Annotated in this window: 15 protein-coding genes; 6 read left to right on the top strand and 9 right to left on the bottom strand. The window is 62.4% G+C overall.

What is annotated here, in order from left to right; all coding sequences use genetic code 11:
* Window positions 1-62: 62 nt before the first annotated feature.
* Entirely contained in the window at window positions 63-596 is a 534-nt protein-coding gene (locus ACODTO_RS20690) for a cysteine hydrolase family protein (RefSeq protein ID WP_139643733.1), read from the top strand.
* Between the two features lie 70 nt (window positions 597-666).
* Here the strand turns inward: ACODTO_RS20690 and ACODTO_RS20695 are convergent, their stop codons facing one another.
* Window positions 667-1,527, bottom strand: a complete 861-nt coding sequence (locus ACODTO_RS20695) for a CAP domain-containing protein (protein ID WP_175385869.1) — start codon at window positions 1,525-1,527, stop codon at window positions 667-669.
* 157 nt (window positions 1,528-1,684) lie between these two features.
* Entirely contained in the window at window positions 1,685-2,656 is a 972-nt protein-coding gene (locus ACODTO_RS20700; RefSeq protein ID WP_175385868.1) for an EamA family transporter, read from the bottom strand.
* 279 nt (window positions 2,657-2,935) lie between these two features.
* Here ACODTO_RS20700 and ACODTO_RS20705 point away from each other — a divergent pair, with 279 nt between their 5' ends.
* Window positions 2,936-4,027 carry an SMP-30/gluconolactonase/LRE family protein gene (locus ACODTO_RS20705; protein ID WP_464709282.1) on the top strand — a complete coding sequence of 364 codons (1,092 nt, stop codon included), beginning with the start codon at window positions 2,936-2,938 and terminating at the stop codon, window positions 4,025-4,027.
* A 41-nt stretch (window positions 4,028-4,068) separates the two neighbouring features.
* Here ACODTO_RS20705 and ACODTO_RS20710 read toward each other — a convergent pair whose 3' ends face one another.
* The 4 genes from ACODTO_RS20710 to ACODTO_RS20725 form a co-directional block, all read right to left on the bottom strand.
* Window positions 4,069-4,455 (bottom strand): DUF1850 domain-containing protein, encoded by a 387-nt coding sequence (locus ACODTO_RS20710; protein ID WP_175362104.1) that lies wholly within the window; start codon window positions 4,453-4,455, stop codon window positions 4,069-4,071.
* Window positions 4,452-6,479, bottom strand: coding sequence for a TRAP transporter permease (locus tag ACODTO_RS20715; RefSeq protein ID WP_139643717.1), 2,028 nt, complete (start codon window positions 6,477-6,479; stop codon window positions 4,452-4,454). Before ACODTO_RS20715 ends, ACODTO_RS20710 begins: the two co-directional genes overlap by 4 nt.
* Window positions 6,480-6,558: 79 nt before the next feature.
* A complete protein-coding gene (locus ACODTO_RS20720) occupies window positions 6,559-7,509 on the bottom strand; it encodes a TAXI family TRAP transporter solute-binding subunit (RefSeq protein WP_175362106.1) in 951 nt (316 codons plus the stop codon).
* Between the two features lie 94 nt (window positions 7,510-7,603).
* Complete coding sequence (locus tag ACODTO_RS20725; RefSeq protein ID WP_489106984.1) at window positions 7,604-8,614, bottom strand: LacI family DNA-binding transcriptional regulator; 1,011 nt, start codon at window positions 8,612-8,614, stop codon at window positions 7,604-7,606.
* A 179-nt stretch (window positions 8,615-8,793) separates the two neighbouring features.
* Between ACODTO_RS20725 and ACODTO_RS20730 the strand changes: the two genes are divergently transcribed.
* The 3 genes from ACODTO_RS20730 to ACODTO_RS20740 all read left to right on the top strand — a co-directional run bounded on the left by ACODTO_RS20730 (window position 8,794) and on the right by ACODTO_RS20740 (window position 12,469).
* On the top strand, window positions 8,794-9,969 hold the full coding sequence (locus tag ACODTO_RS20730; protein WP_489106985.1) for a Gfo/Idh/MocA family protein: 1,176 nt from the start codon (window positions 8,794-8,796) through the stop codon (window positions 9,967-9,969).
* The gene (locus ACODTO_RS20735) at window positions 9,966-11,045 is read left to right on the top strand and encodes a sugar phosphate isomerase/epimerase family protein (protein WP_368372919.1); all 1,080 of its coding nucleotides are present in this window, start codon (window positions 9,966-9,968) and stop codon (window positions 11,043-11,045) included. Before ACODTO_RS20730 ends, ACODTO_RS20735 begins: the two co-directional genes overlap by 4 nt.
* 194 nt (window positions 11,046-11,239) lie before the next feature.
* The gene (locus tag ACODTO_RS20740) at window positions 11,240-12,469 is read left to right on the top strand and encodes an MFS transporter (protein ID WP_489106986.1); all 1,230 of its coding nucleotides are present in this window, start codon (window positions 11,240-11,242) and stop codon (window positions 12,467-12,469) included.
* 26 nt (window positions 12,470-12,495) lie between these two features.
* Here ACODTO_RS20740 and ACODTO_RS20745 read toward each other — a convergent pair whose 3' ends face one another.
* A complete protein-coding gene (locus ACODTO_RS20745) occupies window positions 12,496-13,152 on the bottom strand; it encodes a polysaccharide lyase family 7 protein (protein ID WP_139643700.1) in 657 nt (218 codons plus the stop codon).
* 264 nt (window positions 13,153-13,416) lie between these two features.
* On the opposite strand from ACODTO_RS20745, the gene ACODTO_RS20750 reads away from it, so the two are divergent.
* Window positions 13,417-13,752 (top strand): hypothetical protein, encoded by a 336-nt coding sequence (locus ACODTO_RS20750; protein ID WP_139643697.1) that lies wholly within the window; start codon window positions 13,417-13,419, stop codon window positions 13,750-13,752.
* Between the two features lie 110 nt (window positions 13,753-13,862).
* Here the strand turns inward: ACODTO_RS20750 and ACODTO_RS20755 are convergent, their stop codons facing one another.
* On the bottom strand, window positions 13,863-15,626 hold the full coding sequence (locus ACODTO_RS20755) for an L-lactate permease (protein ID WP_489106987.1): 1,764 nt from the start codon (window positions 15,624-15,626) through the stop codon (window positions 13,863-13,865).
* A gap of 102 nt (window positions 15,627-15,728) precedes the next feature.
* On the bottom strand, window positions 15,729-16,286 hold the full coding sequence (locus ACODTO_RS20760; protein ID WP_175362112.1) for a thioesterase family protein: 558 nt from the start codon (window positions 16,284-16,286) through the stop codon (window positions 15,729-15,731).
* Between the last annotated feature and the right edge of the window lie 369 nt (window positions 16,287-16,655).

A 16,655-nucleotide genomic window follows, 5' to 3' on the forward strand; every position in this document is an offset into this window, starting at 1 on the left:
CAGAGGGGGGCTGCCGTAGGCAACCCCCGTGGCCGTTCATCATTGTCTTGAAGAGGGAAACCATGAGCACCGCTTTGCTGATCATCGATGTCCAGAGCGCCCTGTGTACCGGTGAAGAAGAATGTTTCGAGAGCCAGCGGGTTATCCGGACCATCAACGACCTCAGTGCCCGGGCCAGGGCTTTAGACTTGCCAGTGATCCTGATCCAGCACGAGGAGCTGCAAGGCTCGCTGGTGTACGGCTCTGCTGCCTGGCAACTGGCGGACGGGCTGTTGACCTCCACGGATGACCTGCGGGTGCGCAAGACCACGCCAGATGCGTTCTACCAGACGGACCTGCTGTCATTGCTGCAGGCCCGAAGCATCGACCGCCTGGTGATCTGCGGCATGCAGACCGATTACTGCGTCAACGCCACGGTGCGCCAGGCCCACACCTTGGGGTATGAAGTGGTCCTGGCTGCCGATGCCCATACCACGGTGGACAACGGCAGCCTGGCGGCGGAGCAGATCATCGCCAACCACAATGATCGGCTTGGGCGCCTGAGCAGCGCGGTGTCGCGGATCGATGTAGTGCCGGCGGCTGAGGTCCGTCTGTAAGCGATATCAACCTGTGACGGGGTAGCAAGCTTCTTGTCACAACGCTACGAGAGAGGGGGTTCGCACTCGCTCAAGGCGCGCCAAACACCATCGTCCAGTACACCCCCGCATCGCTGCGTGAGTCACTGGCGGAGGCGGCGCCCACTTGCGTGAACATCGGGTTCATCAGGTTGGCGCAATGCCCGGGGCTGGCGATCCAGTCTTGCATGGCCTGGTTCGGCGAGCTTTGGCCGGCGGCGATGTTCTCGCCGAACTTGCGGCCACGATAGCCCGCGCCCTTGGCCCGGTCGGCGACGGAGCGGCCGTCGGGATCGCGGTGGGCGAAATAGTTGCCGTGGGCCATGGCCTGGCTGTGTCCCTGGGCGGCAGCTCCGAGTGCGGCGTTCCAGCTCAGTGGCCGGGCGGCGGCAAAGCGCTGGCGACCACACACACGGGACTTGGCCCTAGCCGCGTTGACCTGGGCCAGCAGCGCCTTGCCGATCGATGAGGCGTCGCTGGCCGGTGCACCGCCCATGGGCTGCGCCAGCACCACTCGCCACTCATCACCAACCCGGTTGACGCCGATGTCGGCGTACTGGTTGTCCAGCAAGGCGTCGCAGTGCTCGTCCGCCAACATGTCGAAAGCCTCTTGGGCATCCCGCGCGTCAGTCAGGCGGATGCTGCGCACGGCCCGGGCTCGATAGCCGGCGTCCTTCAAGGTTTCCCGCAAGCCGTCACGAAAGCCGATCGGCAAGGCCAGGCGCGAGCGCAGCACCAAAGGCGGGGAGGCCCGGACCGTGCGCCATTCACAGCGACGGGACTGGCTGCGATAGTCGTTGATGGCGTCCACCAGTTGCCCCTCGCCTCGAGCGTGGGCAGGGCTGGCGAGCAAGGGCAGCAGGGGGAGCAGGCAAAGCGAAGCGAGACGGCAAGAGCGAACAGGGTGGCGCATGGTGCGGACGGCTCAAGAGGGAGAGTTACGCGAACGCCAGGCCTGGCGCCCATCAGCCGCAAGCGCTTCGCACAGGAAGGCGAGGCTTTCACAGCTGGGGTAGGACTGTGGGTTTGAAGACAAGTTTCAGCAGGGGCACCCAACCCCTGTGGCGAGTTCAGTTGTTTCCAGCCGCCCCGGCCACGGGCGCCTTGATCCGTTCGACCTTGCGATAGGTCAACAGCACGATGCCGGCCACCACGATAGCGCCGCCGAGTATCTGGCCGGGGCTGAGCATCTGGTCCAGCACCAGCCAGCCGATCAGCAGGGTGGCCAACGGTTCGATGTTCATCACCGGAGCGTTGCGCGGCATGTCCAGGCGCGGCACGGAAATGAACAGCACGATAAACCCGGTGCCGTAGAGCGTCACCAGGGTGGCCAGGGCCAACCAGCCGGTGCTGGTGGCCGGCAGGTTGAAGCCGCCGGGGAGGGCACCGCTCAGGCCGGCGAGGTTGACGCTGCTGAACACGATGAAGATCGTCAGCAGGCTGCGTACCGAGCCACGGACCTGGGCCAGCTTGTGGTCGGTGATCCACAGTGCGCAGGCGAACGCACAAGCCGCGCAGAAGGCCAGGCCGACGCCCAGCAGCCATTGCGGACCGACGCTCTGTTCGGACGATAACCGCGCCGGCACCTCCAGCACGAAGACCAGGCCCAGCAGAATCATCCCCATCAGCGCGGCTGTGCGGGTGGTGGGGCGGGGGCCGCCCAGTGCCCAAGTCAGTAATGCGAGCAAAATCGGGAACACATTGCCCACCAGCAATGCCAGCGCCACCGGTACCCTCGCCACGGCCGAATACAGACACAGGCTCTGCGTGCCGATCAACAGTCCAAGGAGCAACTGCCAGCGCCAGGCGCCCGTTGGAAGGCGCAGGCCCTGGCGCTGCCACAGCACCATCACAGCCAACACCAGCAGCGTCCCACCCGAGCGCATCAGGATCGCCAGCAGCACGCCGGCGCCATCATCGAACGCCACTCGCGCCGCGACATGGTTGCCAGCGAAGGCACACCCCATGCACAGCAGGACGAGCACGGCGAGTTGGCGTGGAAACGGGGCGGGGGTGTCCGATGCGTAGGTGGAGTGGGCCATGGCAGGAATTCTCAAAAGAACGACCGCCGAAGCGAGAGGCCTCGGGCGGTGATTTTAGTTATTGTTGTCGTACAACGTGGCGGAATTTTTACCGCATCTTGTCCGTTGGAACAAGTGGCGATGAGACCGTAGCGCTCTAGGGAACTCTAAAGAAGACGGCTTTAGCGGGCGCGCGTCCGTATGCTTTCACTGGGGGACAAAGACAGTATTCTTGTACGATGTCTTATCACGTAGTAAAACTGTCGTCCCGTCCAATAATAATTAACGGAGAGACGCGCTATGGAAACTTCACAACTGATCAGCCCCGCCGACCAAGGTCGTCGGGTATTCCTGAAAAAATCCCTGGTGGTCTCGGCGGCTGCCGCTACTTTGGGGAACCTGCCCGGGCTCGTCCAGGCCGAGCCGTTGAGCCAGCGTTACCCGGACCCGCTGATCAACATCCTCGATCCCAGCTTCATGGACTTGCGCCTCTTCAATGCCAGCGTGGAAAAACTCGCCACTGGCCTGCGCTGGGCCGAAGGGCCGGTGTGGATCGGCGACGGCCGCTACCTGCTGGTCAGCGACATTCCCAACAACCGCATAGTGCGTTGGGATGAGATTACTGGCGGTCTGTCGGTGTACCGCGAGAATGCCAATTTCTCCAACGGCATGTGCCGTGATCGCCAAGGGCGGTTGCTGGTGTGCGAAGGCTCTACCACCTCGAGCGAGGGGCGGCGCGTCACCCGTACCGAGCACAACGGCACCATCACCGTGCTGGCGGACAGTTTCGAGGGCAAGCCTTTCAACTCGCCCAACGATATCGTGTGCAAGCGCGACGGTTCGGTCTGGTTCACCGACCCGCCATTCCAGACCGGCAACAACTACGAAGGACACAAGGTCACCCCGTCCCAGCCCCACGCGGTGTACCGCGTCGATGGCGAAACCGGCAAGGTCAGCCGGGTGATCGATGACTTGGCGGGGCCGAACGGCCTGTGTTTCTCCCCGGACGAGAGAATTCTCTATGTGGTGGAGGGCAGGGCCAAACCCAACCGGCTGATCTGGGCAATCACGGTCAAGGACGACGGGACGCTGGGCGAGCGGCGCAAGCACATCGAAGGTCTGGATTACGCGGCCATCGATGGCATCAAATGCGACGAGAGCGGCAACCTCTGGTGCGGCTGGGGCGGCAACGGCGACCCCAAGGCCGACCTGGAAAAGCTCGACGGTGTACGGGTGTTCAACCCGGAAGGCAAAGCCATCGGCCATATTTCCCTGCCGGAACGCTGCCCCAATATCTGCTTTGGCGGGCGGGAAGGTAATCGCTTGTTCATGGCCGGCAGTCACTCGCTGTATTCGCTGTTCGTGAATACCCGAGGAGCCACATTCAGCTGACTGAATGGCTTGGGCCGCGGGCCTCGCCGCCGTGGGTCGGCTCAGGACGGATCGCAACTCCACAATTCCACCAACGGTTGATCTGCCGTTGGTGGCCCCAGCCAATGGCTCATTGGCTCGCAATGTCCATTCAAACACAGCTGGTAATCCCCAGCCTGGGGTGTGCGGCCCAGTCTCAGCGGTTGCAGAGGCGGCAGTTGGCGCAGGTAGTGCCAGCTGCCGTTTTTCAGCCAGGCGCCCTCGGGAATCTCCATGCCGGCGCCGTTGCCTTTGACCCTGGCTTCCCCCAGCACCAACCCCTGCGCGGTAACCCGGTAGTCTTCCTCCCAGCGGATTTTCTCGATGGTGTGATTCCACGCCAGCGTGAAATCCCGGAGGGGAAGCTGGGCCCAGGTCACGCCGGCCAGGCCCAGGCATAAGCCGATCACGCCAGGGCCCGTCCGATGCGCCGCGAGCGCCATAGGTGCTGGAAGATCAGCAGTCCCGCCAGCACGAAGCCAATCTCATCGGTCAGCGGTAACGCGACGACCAGCAAGGCTCCGGCGGCAAAACACAGCAGGCGCTCCCAGATCGGCATCTTCTGTTGCAGATGGCCGGTGGACGCCATGCCCCAGAGCCCGACGGCCAGCATCGTCTTGATCAGCATGTAAGCGCTCATCCACAGGTTGTCACCCTGAAGCATCAGTGCCGGGTTATAGACCGCCATGAACGGAATGACGAAGCCAGCCAGCGCGATGCGCACCGCCCAGAAGCTGATTTTCAGGCCGGTTTCCCGGGCAATCGGCGCGGCCGCGAAGCAAGCCAGCGCCACGGGCGGCGTGAGGTCGGCGAGGATGCCGAAGTAGAACACGAACATGTGGGACACGATCAGCGGTACGCCCAGTTCCAGCAGGGCGGGGGCGGCGATCGAGCTGGTGATGATGTAGTTGGGGATGGTGGGGATGCCCATGCCTAGCACCAGGCAGGTGAGCATCGTCAGGATCAGCGACAGCAGCAGGTTGTCCTTGCCGATGGCCAGGATGTAACCGGCGAAGGTCGACGCCACCCCGGTCAGCGACACCACGCCAATGATGATGCCCACCAGGGCACAGGCAATCCCTACAGGAACCGCATGCCGCGCGCCTTCCACCAATGCATGGAGGCAGATGGTCAGGGTTTCCCGCGCGCCTTTGATGAACCAGCAGATGATGACCAACACCGCGATCACCGCGAAGATGACGGCGATGCCCAGTTGGAAAAAGCCCACGCACAGGACACCCAGTGCGATCCAGAAAGCGCAGCGCAAGGCAAAGCTCGACACGCGCAGGATGATCGCCGAGCCGAGGATCACGATGGCGGTGAGCGCCAGTCCCACCATGCCGGAAAAAAGCGGCGTGCGCCCGGAAAACAGCAGATAGATCAAGACCGCGAGCGGGATCAGCAAGTACCAGTTGTCTTTTACGGCGCCCAGTGCGCTGGGGCATTGGTCCTTGGGCAAGCCTCTGAGGTTGGAGCGCTTGGCTTCGAGATGAACCATCCAGAACACCGAGCCGAAGTACAGGCACGCGGGAATCAAGGCGGCCTTGGCGACTTCAACGAACGGCACGTTGATGGTCTCGGCCATGATAAACGCCACGGCCCCCATGATCGGCGGCATCAATTGGCTGCCCATGCTGGAAGTGGCTTCCACGCCACCGGCGAACGCGGCTTTGTAGCCGAAGCGCTTCATCAGCGGGATGGTGAATTGCCCGGTGGTCACCACGTTGGCAATGCCAGAGCCGGTAATGGTCCCCATCAAGGCGGAGGAAGCGACGGCGACTTTGGCCGGGCCGCCGAGCTTGTGGCCGAACAGGCCCATGGCAAAGTCGGTGAACAGCTTGATCATCCCGGCTTTTTCGAGGAAGGCGCCAAACAGGATGAACAGGAAGATGTAGGTGGCTGACACGTAGGTCGGTGTGCCGTACAACCCCTCGGTGCCGAAGGACAGTTGATTGACGATCTGATCGAAGCCATAACCGCGATGAGCCAGATCGCCCGGCAGGTATTCGCCGAACAGCCCATAGGCCAGGAACAGACCGCAGATCAACGGCAGCGCAATCCCCATCACCCGTCGGGCTGCCTCGAACACCAACACGATCAGCACGATACCGACGATGAGGTCCGTATCGGTCAGGTCACCGGAGCGCTGGATCAGATCGGCTTCAAATACCCATTGGTACAGGGCCGTGGCCACGCCGGCCAGGGACAACACCCATGCCAGTGGCTGCCAGGGACGCCCGGTGCCATGGGCGGGATAACTCAGGAACACCACCCACAACAGGAAACCCACGTGCACGGCACGCAGGACCTGGCTGGAGACAGGGGCGAACGCCGCGGTGACGATCTGGAATACCGAAAACAGCAGGGCCACGTAGAACAGTGTTCTGGGCCAGTCCCGTGGATCGCTGGGAATGCCGGGCTGAATCTCACTCATCAAGGATGTCCTCTTGCCTGCATCGAAGGTGCGAACCGCAAGGGCGCGGCGACGATCACCACCGCCGCGCCAGATCGGCTTACAGGGCGCCGGCTTCCTTGTAGTAGCGCTCGGCACCGGGATGGAGGGGGATAGGCAAGTTTTTCGCGGCTTTATCCAAGGTGATGTCTTTGGCTGCGGAGTGGGCGCTGCCGAGACGAGGCAGGTTTTCGAACAGCAGCTTGGTCATCTGGTAGGCCACTTCGTCCGAAACGTCTTCACGGGTGACCAGGATGTTGGTGATTGCCACGGTGGGCACGGCTTCGGCCTGGCCGTCATAGGTATTGGCCGGGATCGTTGCACTTTGGTAGGCCGGGTTGCCGATCTTTGTCACCACGTCAGTCGGAATCGACACGTAGTTCAGTGGCATGGTCGAGGCCAGGTCGCGGATGGCCGCCATCCCCAGCCCCGAAGACTGGAGCGTGGCGTCCAGTTGACGGTTCTTGATCAGGTCCACCGATTCGGCGAAGGGCAGGTACTGAACCTTCATGTCGCTGTAGTTCAGTCCCGCGGCCTTGAGAATGGCTCGCGCATTCAGCTCGGTGCCGGATTTCGCCGCTCCCACGGAGATGGATTTGCCCTTGAGATCGGCCAGCGTCTTGATGCCCGACTCCTGGCTGGCAACGATCTGGATGTAATTGGGATAGGCGCCGGCGATGGCGCGTAGTTTGGTCAGAGGAGTCTTGAAGCCGGCATCTTCCACGCCATTCTTGGCGTCAGCCACCGAGTCGCCCAGCGCGAGGGCCAATTCTCCGCGCCCGGCCTGCAGCAGGTTCAGGTTTTCCACCGAAGCCTTGGTGGCTTGCACCGAGGTCTTGGCGTCCTTGATGCCGGTGCTGTAGATCTGCGACAGCCCGACCCCGATCGGGTAATACACCCCACTGGTGCCCCCCGTCAGGATGTTGATGTACACCGGGGCCGCCTGGGCCGTGGTCGTGACCACCAAGGCTGCCGCGGCGGCCAGAAGGGTGAAGCGTTTGTTGACTCGCATGGAAAACTCTCCGTCTTGTTATGGCTTTATGCAGAGTCTTTCCACTGTAGTTGAAACGGGCCCGATGGCGAGTTGTTAAAACCGATGTGCCTGGTCAGGCCTTGCCGGGACCCGGAGCTGCGCTGCTGCCACGCACGGTCAACTCGAACGGCAGCAGCACATGCCGTTGCGCAATAGGCTTTTTCTCGATCAGTGCGATCAGCATTTCCACGGCTTTGCGGCCAAAGGTCTCGGCAGGCTGGGAAATGGTGGTCAGCGGCGGATCGCAGTACGCCGCGAACGGGATGTCGTCGAACCCCACCAGGGAAATGTCCTCGGGCACCCGCAACCCTGATTCCTTGATGCGCTTGAGGGCGCCGATGGCCATCTCGTCGTTTTCACAGAACAGCGCGCTGGGTCGCTCGGCCAGCGCCAGCATCGCCTCGGCTCCGTCGTACCCGGCGTTCAAGGTGAAGTCGCCGTGGCAGATCAAGCCTGGGTCGATGGTCAGACCGGCCTGACGCAAGGCGTCCTCGTAACCGGCCACGCGGTCCAGGGTCAGGGGGCTGCTGCGGGGGCCCTTGATAATGCCGATGCGGCGGTGACCAAGACCGATCAGGTAGTCGGTCATGGCCTGGGCAGCGGCGCGGTTGTCGAGGCTGATGGTGGGGTAGTCGGCATCCTTGACCACTTCGCAGGCGTTGACCAGCGGCAGGGCTTCGGTGCCAGGAGGGAGCGAGGCGAAAGGATTGCTCGCGCGTAACTGGATCACCCCGTCGGCCTGGTGCGCATAGACCAGCGCGGCGAACTCCCGCTCGACTTCTGCCTGGCCTTGCGTGTCGCACAACAACAGCCGATAACCCGCCGCCTGGGCGGACTGCTGGGCACCGCTGATGACCCGGGCAAAGAACGTATTGGCGATGGTTGGCACCAGGATCACCAGGTTGCCGGTGCGACGGGAGCGGAATTGCACAGCCATCAGGTTCGGCCGGTAGCCGGCCTGTTCCACCGCCGCGTTGACCTTGTCCCGTGTCTCGGGCAGTACCCGTTCGGGGGATTTGAGCGTTCTGGAAACCGTAGCCACCGACACGCCGGCCAGCCGGGCTACTTCACGGATATTGGACAAAAGCACCTCGATCGAGCGCCGGAACATAGCGGCGCGAAGGGGAGCTTACCGCAGGTTGGGCGCCTCACAAACGTCCCTGCATGAAGACCGTAGGGTTTGACACGCCGCGAAACTGCGCCTAGATTCCGCCGTGATGTAACCGGTTACATTGTCGTCAGCCCTGACCTGAGAGAGTCGTAATGAGTCCTGTAGCACCGAAAATAAGACTGGGTTTCGTGGGCGGTGGGGAGGGTGCTTTCATCGGCCAGGCCCATCGTCAGGCCGCTGGCCTGGATGGCGGGTTCGAGTTGGTGTGTGGGGCATTCAGTCGCGATGCCCGCAATAACCAGCAAACCGGCACAGCCCTGGGGCTGGACGCTTCCCGCTGCTACAGCGACTGGCAGCAACTGTTGGACGCCGAAGCGGCATTGCCCGCCGACCGGCGCATGGAGTTGCTGGTCATCGTGACGCCCAATCATTTGCATGCACCGATTGCCGGTCGGGCGCTGAAGGCGGGCTTTCATGTGTTCAGCGAAAAGCCCGCAGCGTTGAACCTGCGTGAGTTGCTCGCGCTCAAGGACGTGCTGCGAGGCAGCGGCCGCTTGTACGGCCTGGCTCACACGTACCTGGGGTATCCCATGGTCTGGCAGGCGCGAGAGATGGTGCGCTCGGGCGTGATCGGCACGGTGCGCAAAGTGCTGGTGGAGTATCCCCAGGGCTGGCTCAGCCAGGACGTCGCCGGGCAGGGCAACAAACAGGCCGGTTGGCGCGACGACCCCGAGCAGTCCGGCCTGGGCGGCTGCATTGGTGACATCGGTACCCACGCGTTTTCCCTCGCAGAGTTCGTGACCGGCCAGCACGTCGAACAGCTCTGTGCGGCGTTGAGTACCCACATTCCGGGCCGGCAATTGGACGACGACGCCGCGATGCTGTTGCGCATGAGTGATGGCGCCAGCGGCGTGTTGATCGCCAGCCAGGTCTGCGCCGGTGAAGAGAACCCGCTGAAGATCCGCGTCTATGGCGATAAAGGCGCCCTGGAATGGCGCCAGGAGGAACCGTCGAGCCTGATCCATCGTGCCCTCGACCAACCCCTGAGCATCCTGCGTTGCGGCGTCGGCCAGCCGTGGTTGTGCGAGGCCGCCACACGCCGCATGCGCCTGCCGGCGGGGCACCCCGAGGGTTACCTGGAAGCCATGGCCAACCTTTACGGCGATTTCGCCCGTGCCATTCGCGAACGGATCGAGGGCCCCGATGCGCCGGGCGTACCCGGCATCGAAACCGGCTTGCGCGGCATGGCGTTCATCGAGGCCGCCCTCATCAATCATCGTGGCGAGGCGAAGTGGACCGCGCTGCAGACCGGAGAGTCGCTGTCGTGAATACCGCCGATCAAACACCGAACGGCCTGCGCGGGCCGGCTATTTTCCTGGCCCAGTTCATGTCCGACGAGCCGCCGTTCGACACCTTGGCGAACATCGCCCGGTGGGCCGCCTCACAAGGGTACAAAGCCATTCAGTTGCCGACCCTGGGCACACGTTACATCGACCTGGCCCAGGCCGCCGACAGCCAGGCCTATTGCGATGAGATCAAGGCCACCTGCGCAGAGGCCGGGGTCGAGATCAGCGAACTGTCGACGCACCTGCAAGGCCAACTGGTGGCGGTGCACCCGGCGTTCGATGCGCTGTTCGACGACTTTGCCCCGGCCCACTTGCGCGGCCAACCCCAGGCCCGGACCGAGTGGGCCATCGAGCAGCTCAAGCTGGCGGCCCGGGCCAGTCAGCGCCTGGGCCTCAATGCCCATGCGACGTTTTCCGGCGCGCTGTTGTGGCCCTACATGTACCCGTGGCCACAACGCCCGAGCGGGCTTGTCGAGCAAGGATTCGCTGAACTGGCCCGGCGCTGGTTGCCGATTCTCGATTGCTTCGAGGCGGCCGGCGTGGACCTGTGCTACGAAATCCATCCCGGCGAAGACCTCCATGACGGCGCCTCGTTCGAGCGCTTCCTGGAAGCGGTCGATCACCATCCACGGGCAGCCATCCTCTACGACCCCAGCCACCTGTTGCTGCAACAGATGGACTACCTGGGTTTCATCGACCGCTACCACGCGCGCATCCGCATGTTCCACGTCAAGGATGCGGAGTTTCGCCCCGATGCCCGGTCCGGGGTGTACGGCGGTTATCAGGGCTGGGTGGATCGCCCCGGCCGTTTCCGTTCCCTGGGGGATGGGCAGATCGATTTCAAATCGATCTTCAGCAAGTTGACCCAGTACGACTTCAGCGGCTGGGCGGTACTGGAATGGGAGTGCTGCCTGAAGGACTCGCAACAGGGTGCCGCTGAAGGGGCTGCGTTCATTCAGCGGCACATGATCAACAAGAGCCGCAAGGCGTTCGATGATTTTGCCGGGGTGACGGCGGATGAAGCGTCCAATCGGCGGCTGCTGGGGCTGCCGAGGTAACCGATACCAAAAAAACTGTGGCAAGGGAGTTCATTGTGGGAGCAAGGCTTGCCCGCGATAAAGCCGACGAGGTCCTTAGGAAGAATGAGGCGCCTGCATCGCGGGCAAGCCTTGCTCCCACAATGGTCCCCTGTCCACAAAGTGCTTTTACCAACTGGCTGGCTTACAAGAACAACAAATAGACGGTGACTGTCATGACCACGATGAACGCACGCTTGAGCGTGATGATGTTCCTGCAGTTCTTTATCTGGGGTGGCTGGTTCGTCACCCTCGGGACCTTTCTTTCCAGCACCCTGGGTGCCAGCGGCGGGCAGGTCGGCATGGCGTTTTCCACCCAGTCCTGGGGGGCGATCATCGCGCCGTTCGTGATCGGCCTGATCGCCGACCGCTACTTCAATGCCGAACGTATTCTGGCGGTGCTGCACCTGCTGGGCGGGGTGCTGCTGTACCAGCTGTATTCGGCGCAGGACTTCAGTGGCTTCTACCCGTTCGTGCTGGCGTACATGGTGGTCTACATGCCGACGCTGGCCCTGGTCAATTCCGTGGCGTTCCGTCAGATGCGCGATCCGGCGCTGGAGTTTTCCCGGGTGCGGGTTTGGGGCACCCTCGGTTGGATCGTCGCCGGGGTGGTCATCAGTTTCGTGTTCGCTTGGGATTCACGGGAGGCCATTGCGGCGGGCGGTTTGCGCAATACCTTCCTGATGGCGGCGATTGCTTCGCTGGCCTTGGGCATCTACAGCCTCACGCTGCCGGCCACGGCGCCGCTCAAGGCTGAAGCTGGCGGCGGAATCAAGCAACTGCTGGGCCTGGATGCCCTGGGGCTGCTGAAGGACCGCAGTTACCTGGTGTTCTTCATCGCCTCGATCCTGATCTGCATCCCGTTGGCGTTCTATTACCAGAATGCCAACCCGTTCCTGGCCGAAACCGGCATGACCAACCCCACGGCGAAGATGGCCATCGGGCAGGTGTCCGAGGTGCTGTTCATGCTGCTGTTGCCGCTGTTCATCCAGCGCTTCGGGATCAAGCTGGCGCTGTTGGTGGGGATGCTGGCTTGGGCGTTGCGCTACCTGCTGTTCGCCTATGGCAACAACGGTGACCTGGCGTTCATGCTGTTCACCGGCATTGCCCTGCACGGCATCTGCTATGACTTCTTTTTTGTCTCGGGGCAGATCTACACCGACGCCAAGGCGCCGGAGCATCTGCGCAGTTCGGCCCAAGGGCTGATCACCCTGGCGACCTATGGCCTGGGCATGTTGATCGGCTTCCGGGTAGCGGGGCAGGTCACCGATCGTTTTGCCGAGGCGGGCGCTCATGACTGGACCAGCATCTGGCTGTTCCCGGCCGGGTTTGCGCTGCTGGTGTTCGTCTGTTTCCTGGTGGCTTTCAGCGGCCGGCAGGCGGTCGCCGTTCCTTCAAAGGCCTGAAGTACAAGCACCAGGCTGGACATCGGTCATAGATGACTGACGTCCAGTTTGGTGTAGGTCACTTTTCCGCCTTCGGTGGCATAGCCGACGTTGTCCAGGGTGTAGACGCCTGCCTTGAAGTAGAAGTTGTAGCCATACCAGGACGGATCCAGCTTCACCTGCTTGCCGAGGTTGTTGATCATCACGGTGACCATGCCCTGTTTGTTCATCTGCAGGGAATAGGTGAAGACTTTATTCAAGGCAACGTTCGGCACGGTGAACATCACCGGGCTTTTTGCATCCTTGGGCTTGACCCGGTATTCGACATCCAGGTTGCCGACACCCTTGGTGAAACGGTAAACGAGCTTGAGCAAGGGGGCAGGCGCATCCTTGGCGTGGATTTGCGCGACGACCACGCGACCGGCCGAGGGCACCTGGTTCACGGCCAGGGTGCCTTTGAGGGTGTTGATCCCGCTGTTGTAGAGCCAGTTGCGCAGCTTGCCGTCTTTCGAGGTTTCCCGCAGCTCGGAGCGCGGGAACTCGCTTTTACCTGTGTGGGAACCGGTCACCGGGGCCCAGAAGACGATCTTGTCGCCGGTGTTGGTGAAGTACGGGTTCTGCAGGGTCGGAACCGCTTTGGTTGCAATGGTCAGGGCAGGGGTTTCGATTGGAAGGGTGAGGTTCCAGACAGTCAGGTCAATCATGGTCAAGCGCTCCAACGGTACAGCCGGTGCAGATCGATGTCAGCCGGCAAAGGCAGGTTTTGCCTTCCGTGGCACTGTTACTTGGTTATCGACATGGCGCTTGGGCACTGGAGGACGTTGGAGGAGCAGCTGACGAATGGCTCTAGCATGAGCTTCAGGGGCGAGGCTGCAAATTGATCATGGATAATGTCAATTTGATGTTGATCGGGTAGAGTACGCGCCGCCCGAGAGATGGATCCCGGGCGTTTCCCCATGGAGTAGTCAATGAAAAGTTTCAGCAAGGTTGTTGCCAGCGCACTGTTCGGCCTGGTCCTGGCGGGTTGCACCGGCACCCCGATGAAGACCCAGCAGTACGACAGCAGCCAATACACCGTTGTCGGCCACAGTGAAGCGAAGGCCACCGGCCTGTTGCTGTTCGGCGTGATCCCGATTCGTCAGAACAACCGCTTCGTACGCGCCCAGAACGCCGCGATCCTGGCCAAGGGCGGCGACGCCATGATCAACACTCAGGTGCAGGAAAACTGGTTCTGGGCCTGGGTCCTGACCGGTTACACCACCTCGGTGTCCGGGGACGTGGTCAAGCTGAAGAACGTTCAGTAAAGGTCAGTTCGATCATTCCCACGCTCTGCGTTCCGCTGCCAAAGCGTGACGCGGAGCGTCACTGGATGCATTCCCACGCAGAGCGTGGGAACGATCGGTAGACGTGCCGGTCAATGCCCGCCAACCACCATGCGACTGAACGGCTCGACATACGCCTGCAGCGTCACCAGCCCGCCCACCAGAATCGCCAGCACCACCGAGTGGAAAAACACGTAGCGCAGGATTTCCCCTTCATGGCCATACCAACGGGTGGCGGTGGAGGCGACCACGATCGACTGGGCATCGACCATCTTGCCCATCACCCCGCCAGAACTGTTGGCGGCGGCCATCAACACCGGGCTCAGGCCCAACTGCTCTGACGTTACCCGTTGCAAGCCGCCGAACAGCACGTTGGAGGCGGTATCCGAGCCGGTCAGCGCAACGCCGAGCCAGCCCAGCAGGGTGCCGAACATGGGGTAGAAAATGCCCGTTGCGGCGAAGGCCAGGCCCATGGTGGCGTCCAGGCCCGAATAGCGCGTCAGGAACCCCAGGGCGAGCATCGCGACGATGGTGATTAGCGAGTAACGCACCACCCACAACGTTCGCAGGTACTGGCGCACCAATTGTGGGATCGAGTAGCCCATCAGCAACCCACCGAGAATCGCCGCCAGGAAGATGCCGCTGCCAGTGGCGGTGAACCAGTTGAACTTGTAGATCGCTTCCTCGGTTTTAGGCTGCGGCACCACGGGCGGAACTTTTTCGATCTGCTGGTGCAGGGTGCTGAAGGTCACCATGGGCGAGAACAGCGGATTCGCCTCGCGCATCGGCTTGCCTTGGGGATCGAGTTTGGCCGACTGGGACTGTGGGTCGATCGCTGGACGGGTATCGAACAGGTTCTTGAAGCCCTGGGTACCCCAGGCGAACACGAACACCGTGAGGATGATCCACGGCATCCAGGCCCGCAGCACCGCCGGCCGGGTGTCACTGGAGAACGCCCCGCCGGTCACCGACTGTTGTTCTTCGCTGGCGTCGATCTTCGAATCATCGTGGCGTCCCGACAACGCTGCGGAGGTGTGGACCGTCGCCGGTTTCCAGACTTTGAGAAACCCGGTAAGGCAGGCCATGGAAATCAGCGCGGCAATCACATCCACCAGCATCGGCCCGTGGTAGTTGGAAACCACGAACTGCGGGATGGCAAAGCTGACGCCGGCCACCAGAATCGCCGGCCAGATCTCTAGCATCTTGCGCCATCCGGCAAAGGCCCAGATCAGCCAGAACGGCACGATCACCGAAAAGAACGGCAGCTGCCGGCCCACCATCATCGACAGCTCCATTTCATCCAGCCCGGTGACCTTGGCCAAGGTGATGATAGGGGTGCCCAAGGCGCCGAACGCCACCGGCGCGGTGTTGGCGATCAGTGCCAGGCCCGAGGCGGCCAACGGGGAGAAGCCCAGCCCGATCAGGATCGCTCCAGTCACCGCCACCGGTGTACCGAAGCCTGCCGCCCCCTCGAAAAACGCGCCGAAGCAGAAGGCGATCAACAGCAATTGCAGGCGCCGGTCATCGGTGATGCGCGCCAGGGAATCCTGCAGGACCTTGAACGAACCATTTTCGGTGGTCAGCCGATGCAGGAAGATAATGTTGAGCACAATCCAGCCAATGGGTAGCAACCCGTTGGCCGCGCCAAAGAGCGCCGCCGAACCGGCCATGCCGGCGGGCATGCCGAAGGCGAAAATCGCGATCAGCAGGGCCGAGGCCAGGGCCAGCAATGCCGCCAGGTGCGCCTTGATATGAAAGAACGCCAGGGACGCCAGCATCACCACCACCGGGACCGCCGCCAGAAAGGTCGACAGCACCGCATTACCGAAGGGATCGTAGACTTGTTGCCAGACCATGTTCCACCTCTGCTTTTTATTGTTGGAAGTGCAGGCCCCAGGGGGGATTGGCAGAAGAGTATAGGCGGGGATCGGGCAGGGCATGGGGCATGCCTGTGGCGACTAACGCGCGTCGGTGCGCGGGCCTTCCTCCAGTCGAAGCTCAAGGCTCAAATCATCGCAGCTTCGCGACCAGGCCGTCAGCCATTGCGGCATGGCCGGCGACTGTTCTGCCAGCCCCAGTTCACGGACGAATTCACCCGGTGCCACCGTGCCTTTGGCCGAGCGGAACAGGCCACGCATGATCACCACCCCGACCACACGCCCGCGGCTCATGAAACGGTGCTCCATGAAGGTCCATTTGTCATCCCAGCCGAGCATCCGGGTATGCAACTCGAACACTTCGAATAGCTTCAATTCGCGCCGGAACTTGCCCCAGACATCTCCCACGATGGGTATCGCTCGGTTGCGCAGGGCCACTTTGTAAGCGCCGCTGCGCAGGACGTAATCCATGCGTCCAACATCCGCCAGAGTGAAATAGCGGCCATTGGTGACATGGCGGTTGAAGTCCAGGTCCAGCGGCCATACACGCATGCGCACCACGGTGGTGTCCAGGGGGGCCGTCGGCTTGCGCCAGGGACGACGAAACAGCATCAGCAACAGTCGGAACCAGAGATTCATGGAAATACCGCAAAGGGAAAAAAGCCCACTTTAGACAGGTGGGGTGGCCCGGGCCAGGTGCGTAAATGACTGTTTGCCGGCAAAACGCGCATTTGGGACATGTCTGCATGCCTGATTGCTCACACCCAGCTATGAGCCGCTGGCACCAATGTAGAAATGGCGGGGCGCCACCAGACCGGTGGAGCCGGGCTTGCCCGCGAAGGCGATGGCAGATTCAACAGCGGCGTGACAGACACTCCGCTTTCGCGAGCAGGCTCGCTCCCACATTGGATTTGGGTTGCGCGCAACCTTTGTGGGGCGCCACCAGACCGGTGGGAGCCGGGCTTGCCCGCGAAGGCGATGGCAGATTCAACAGCGGCGTGACAGACA

Source organism: Pseudomonas sp. FG13, from assembly GCF_057809755.1.

Bases quoted from the DNA above. Each gene is read 5' to 3' on its own strand.
- ACODTO_RS20755 (WP_489106987.1), bottom strand. From the start codon at position 15,626: ATGGTCTGGCAACAAGTCTACGATCCCTTCGGTAATGCGGTGCTGTCG.
- ACODTO_RS20740 (WP_489106986.1), top strand. From the start codon at position 11,240: ATGACCACGATGAACGCACGCTTGAGCGTGATGATGTTCCTGCAGTTC.
- ACODTO_RS20695 (WP_175385869.1), bottom strand. From the start codon at position 1,527: ATGCGCCACCCTGTTCGCTCTTGCCGTCTCGCTTCGCTTTGCCTGCTC.
- ACODTO_RS20760 (WP_175362112.1), bottom strand. From the start codon at position 16,286: ATGAATCTCTGGTTCCGACTGTTGCTGATGCTGTTTCGTCGTCCCTGG.
- ACODTO_RS20700 (WP_175385868.1), bottom strand. From the start codon at position 2,656: ATGGCCCACTCCACCTACGCATCGGACACCCCCGCCCCGTTTCCACGC.
- ACODTO_RS20745 (WP_139643700.1), bottom strand. From the start codon at position 13,152: ATGATTGACCTGACTGTCTGGAACCTCACCCTTCCAATCGAAACCCCT.
- ACODTO_RS20705 (WP_464709282.1), top strand. From the start codon at position 2,936: ATGGAAACTTCACAACTGATCAGCCCCGCCGACCAAGGTCGTCGGGTA.
- ACODTO_RS20690 (WP_139643733.1), top strand. From the start codon at position 63: ATGAGCACCGCTTTGCTGATCATCGATGTCCAGAGCGCCCTGTGTACC.
- ACODTO_RS20715 (WP_139643717.1), bottom strand. From the start codon at position 6,479: ATGAGTGAGATTCAGCCCGGCATTCCCAGCGATCCACGGGACTGGCCC.
- ACODTO_RS20720 (WP_175362106.1), bottom strand. From the start codon at position 7,509: ATGCGAGTCAACAAACGCTTCACCCTTCTGGCCGCCGCGGCAGCCTTG.
- ACODTO_RS20750 (WP_139643697.1), top strand. From the start codon at position 13,417: ATGAAAAGTTTCAGCAAGGTTGTTGCCAGCGCACTGTTCGGCCTGGTC.
- ACODTO_RS20730 (WP_489106985.1), top strand. From the start codon at position 8,794: ATGAGTCCTGTAGCACCGAAAATAAGACTGGGTTTCGTGGGCGGTGGG.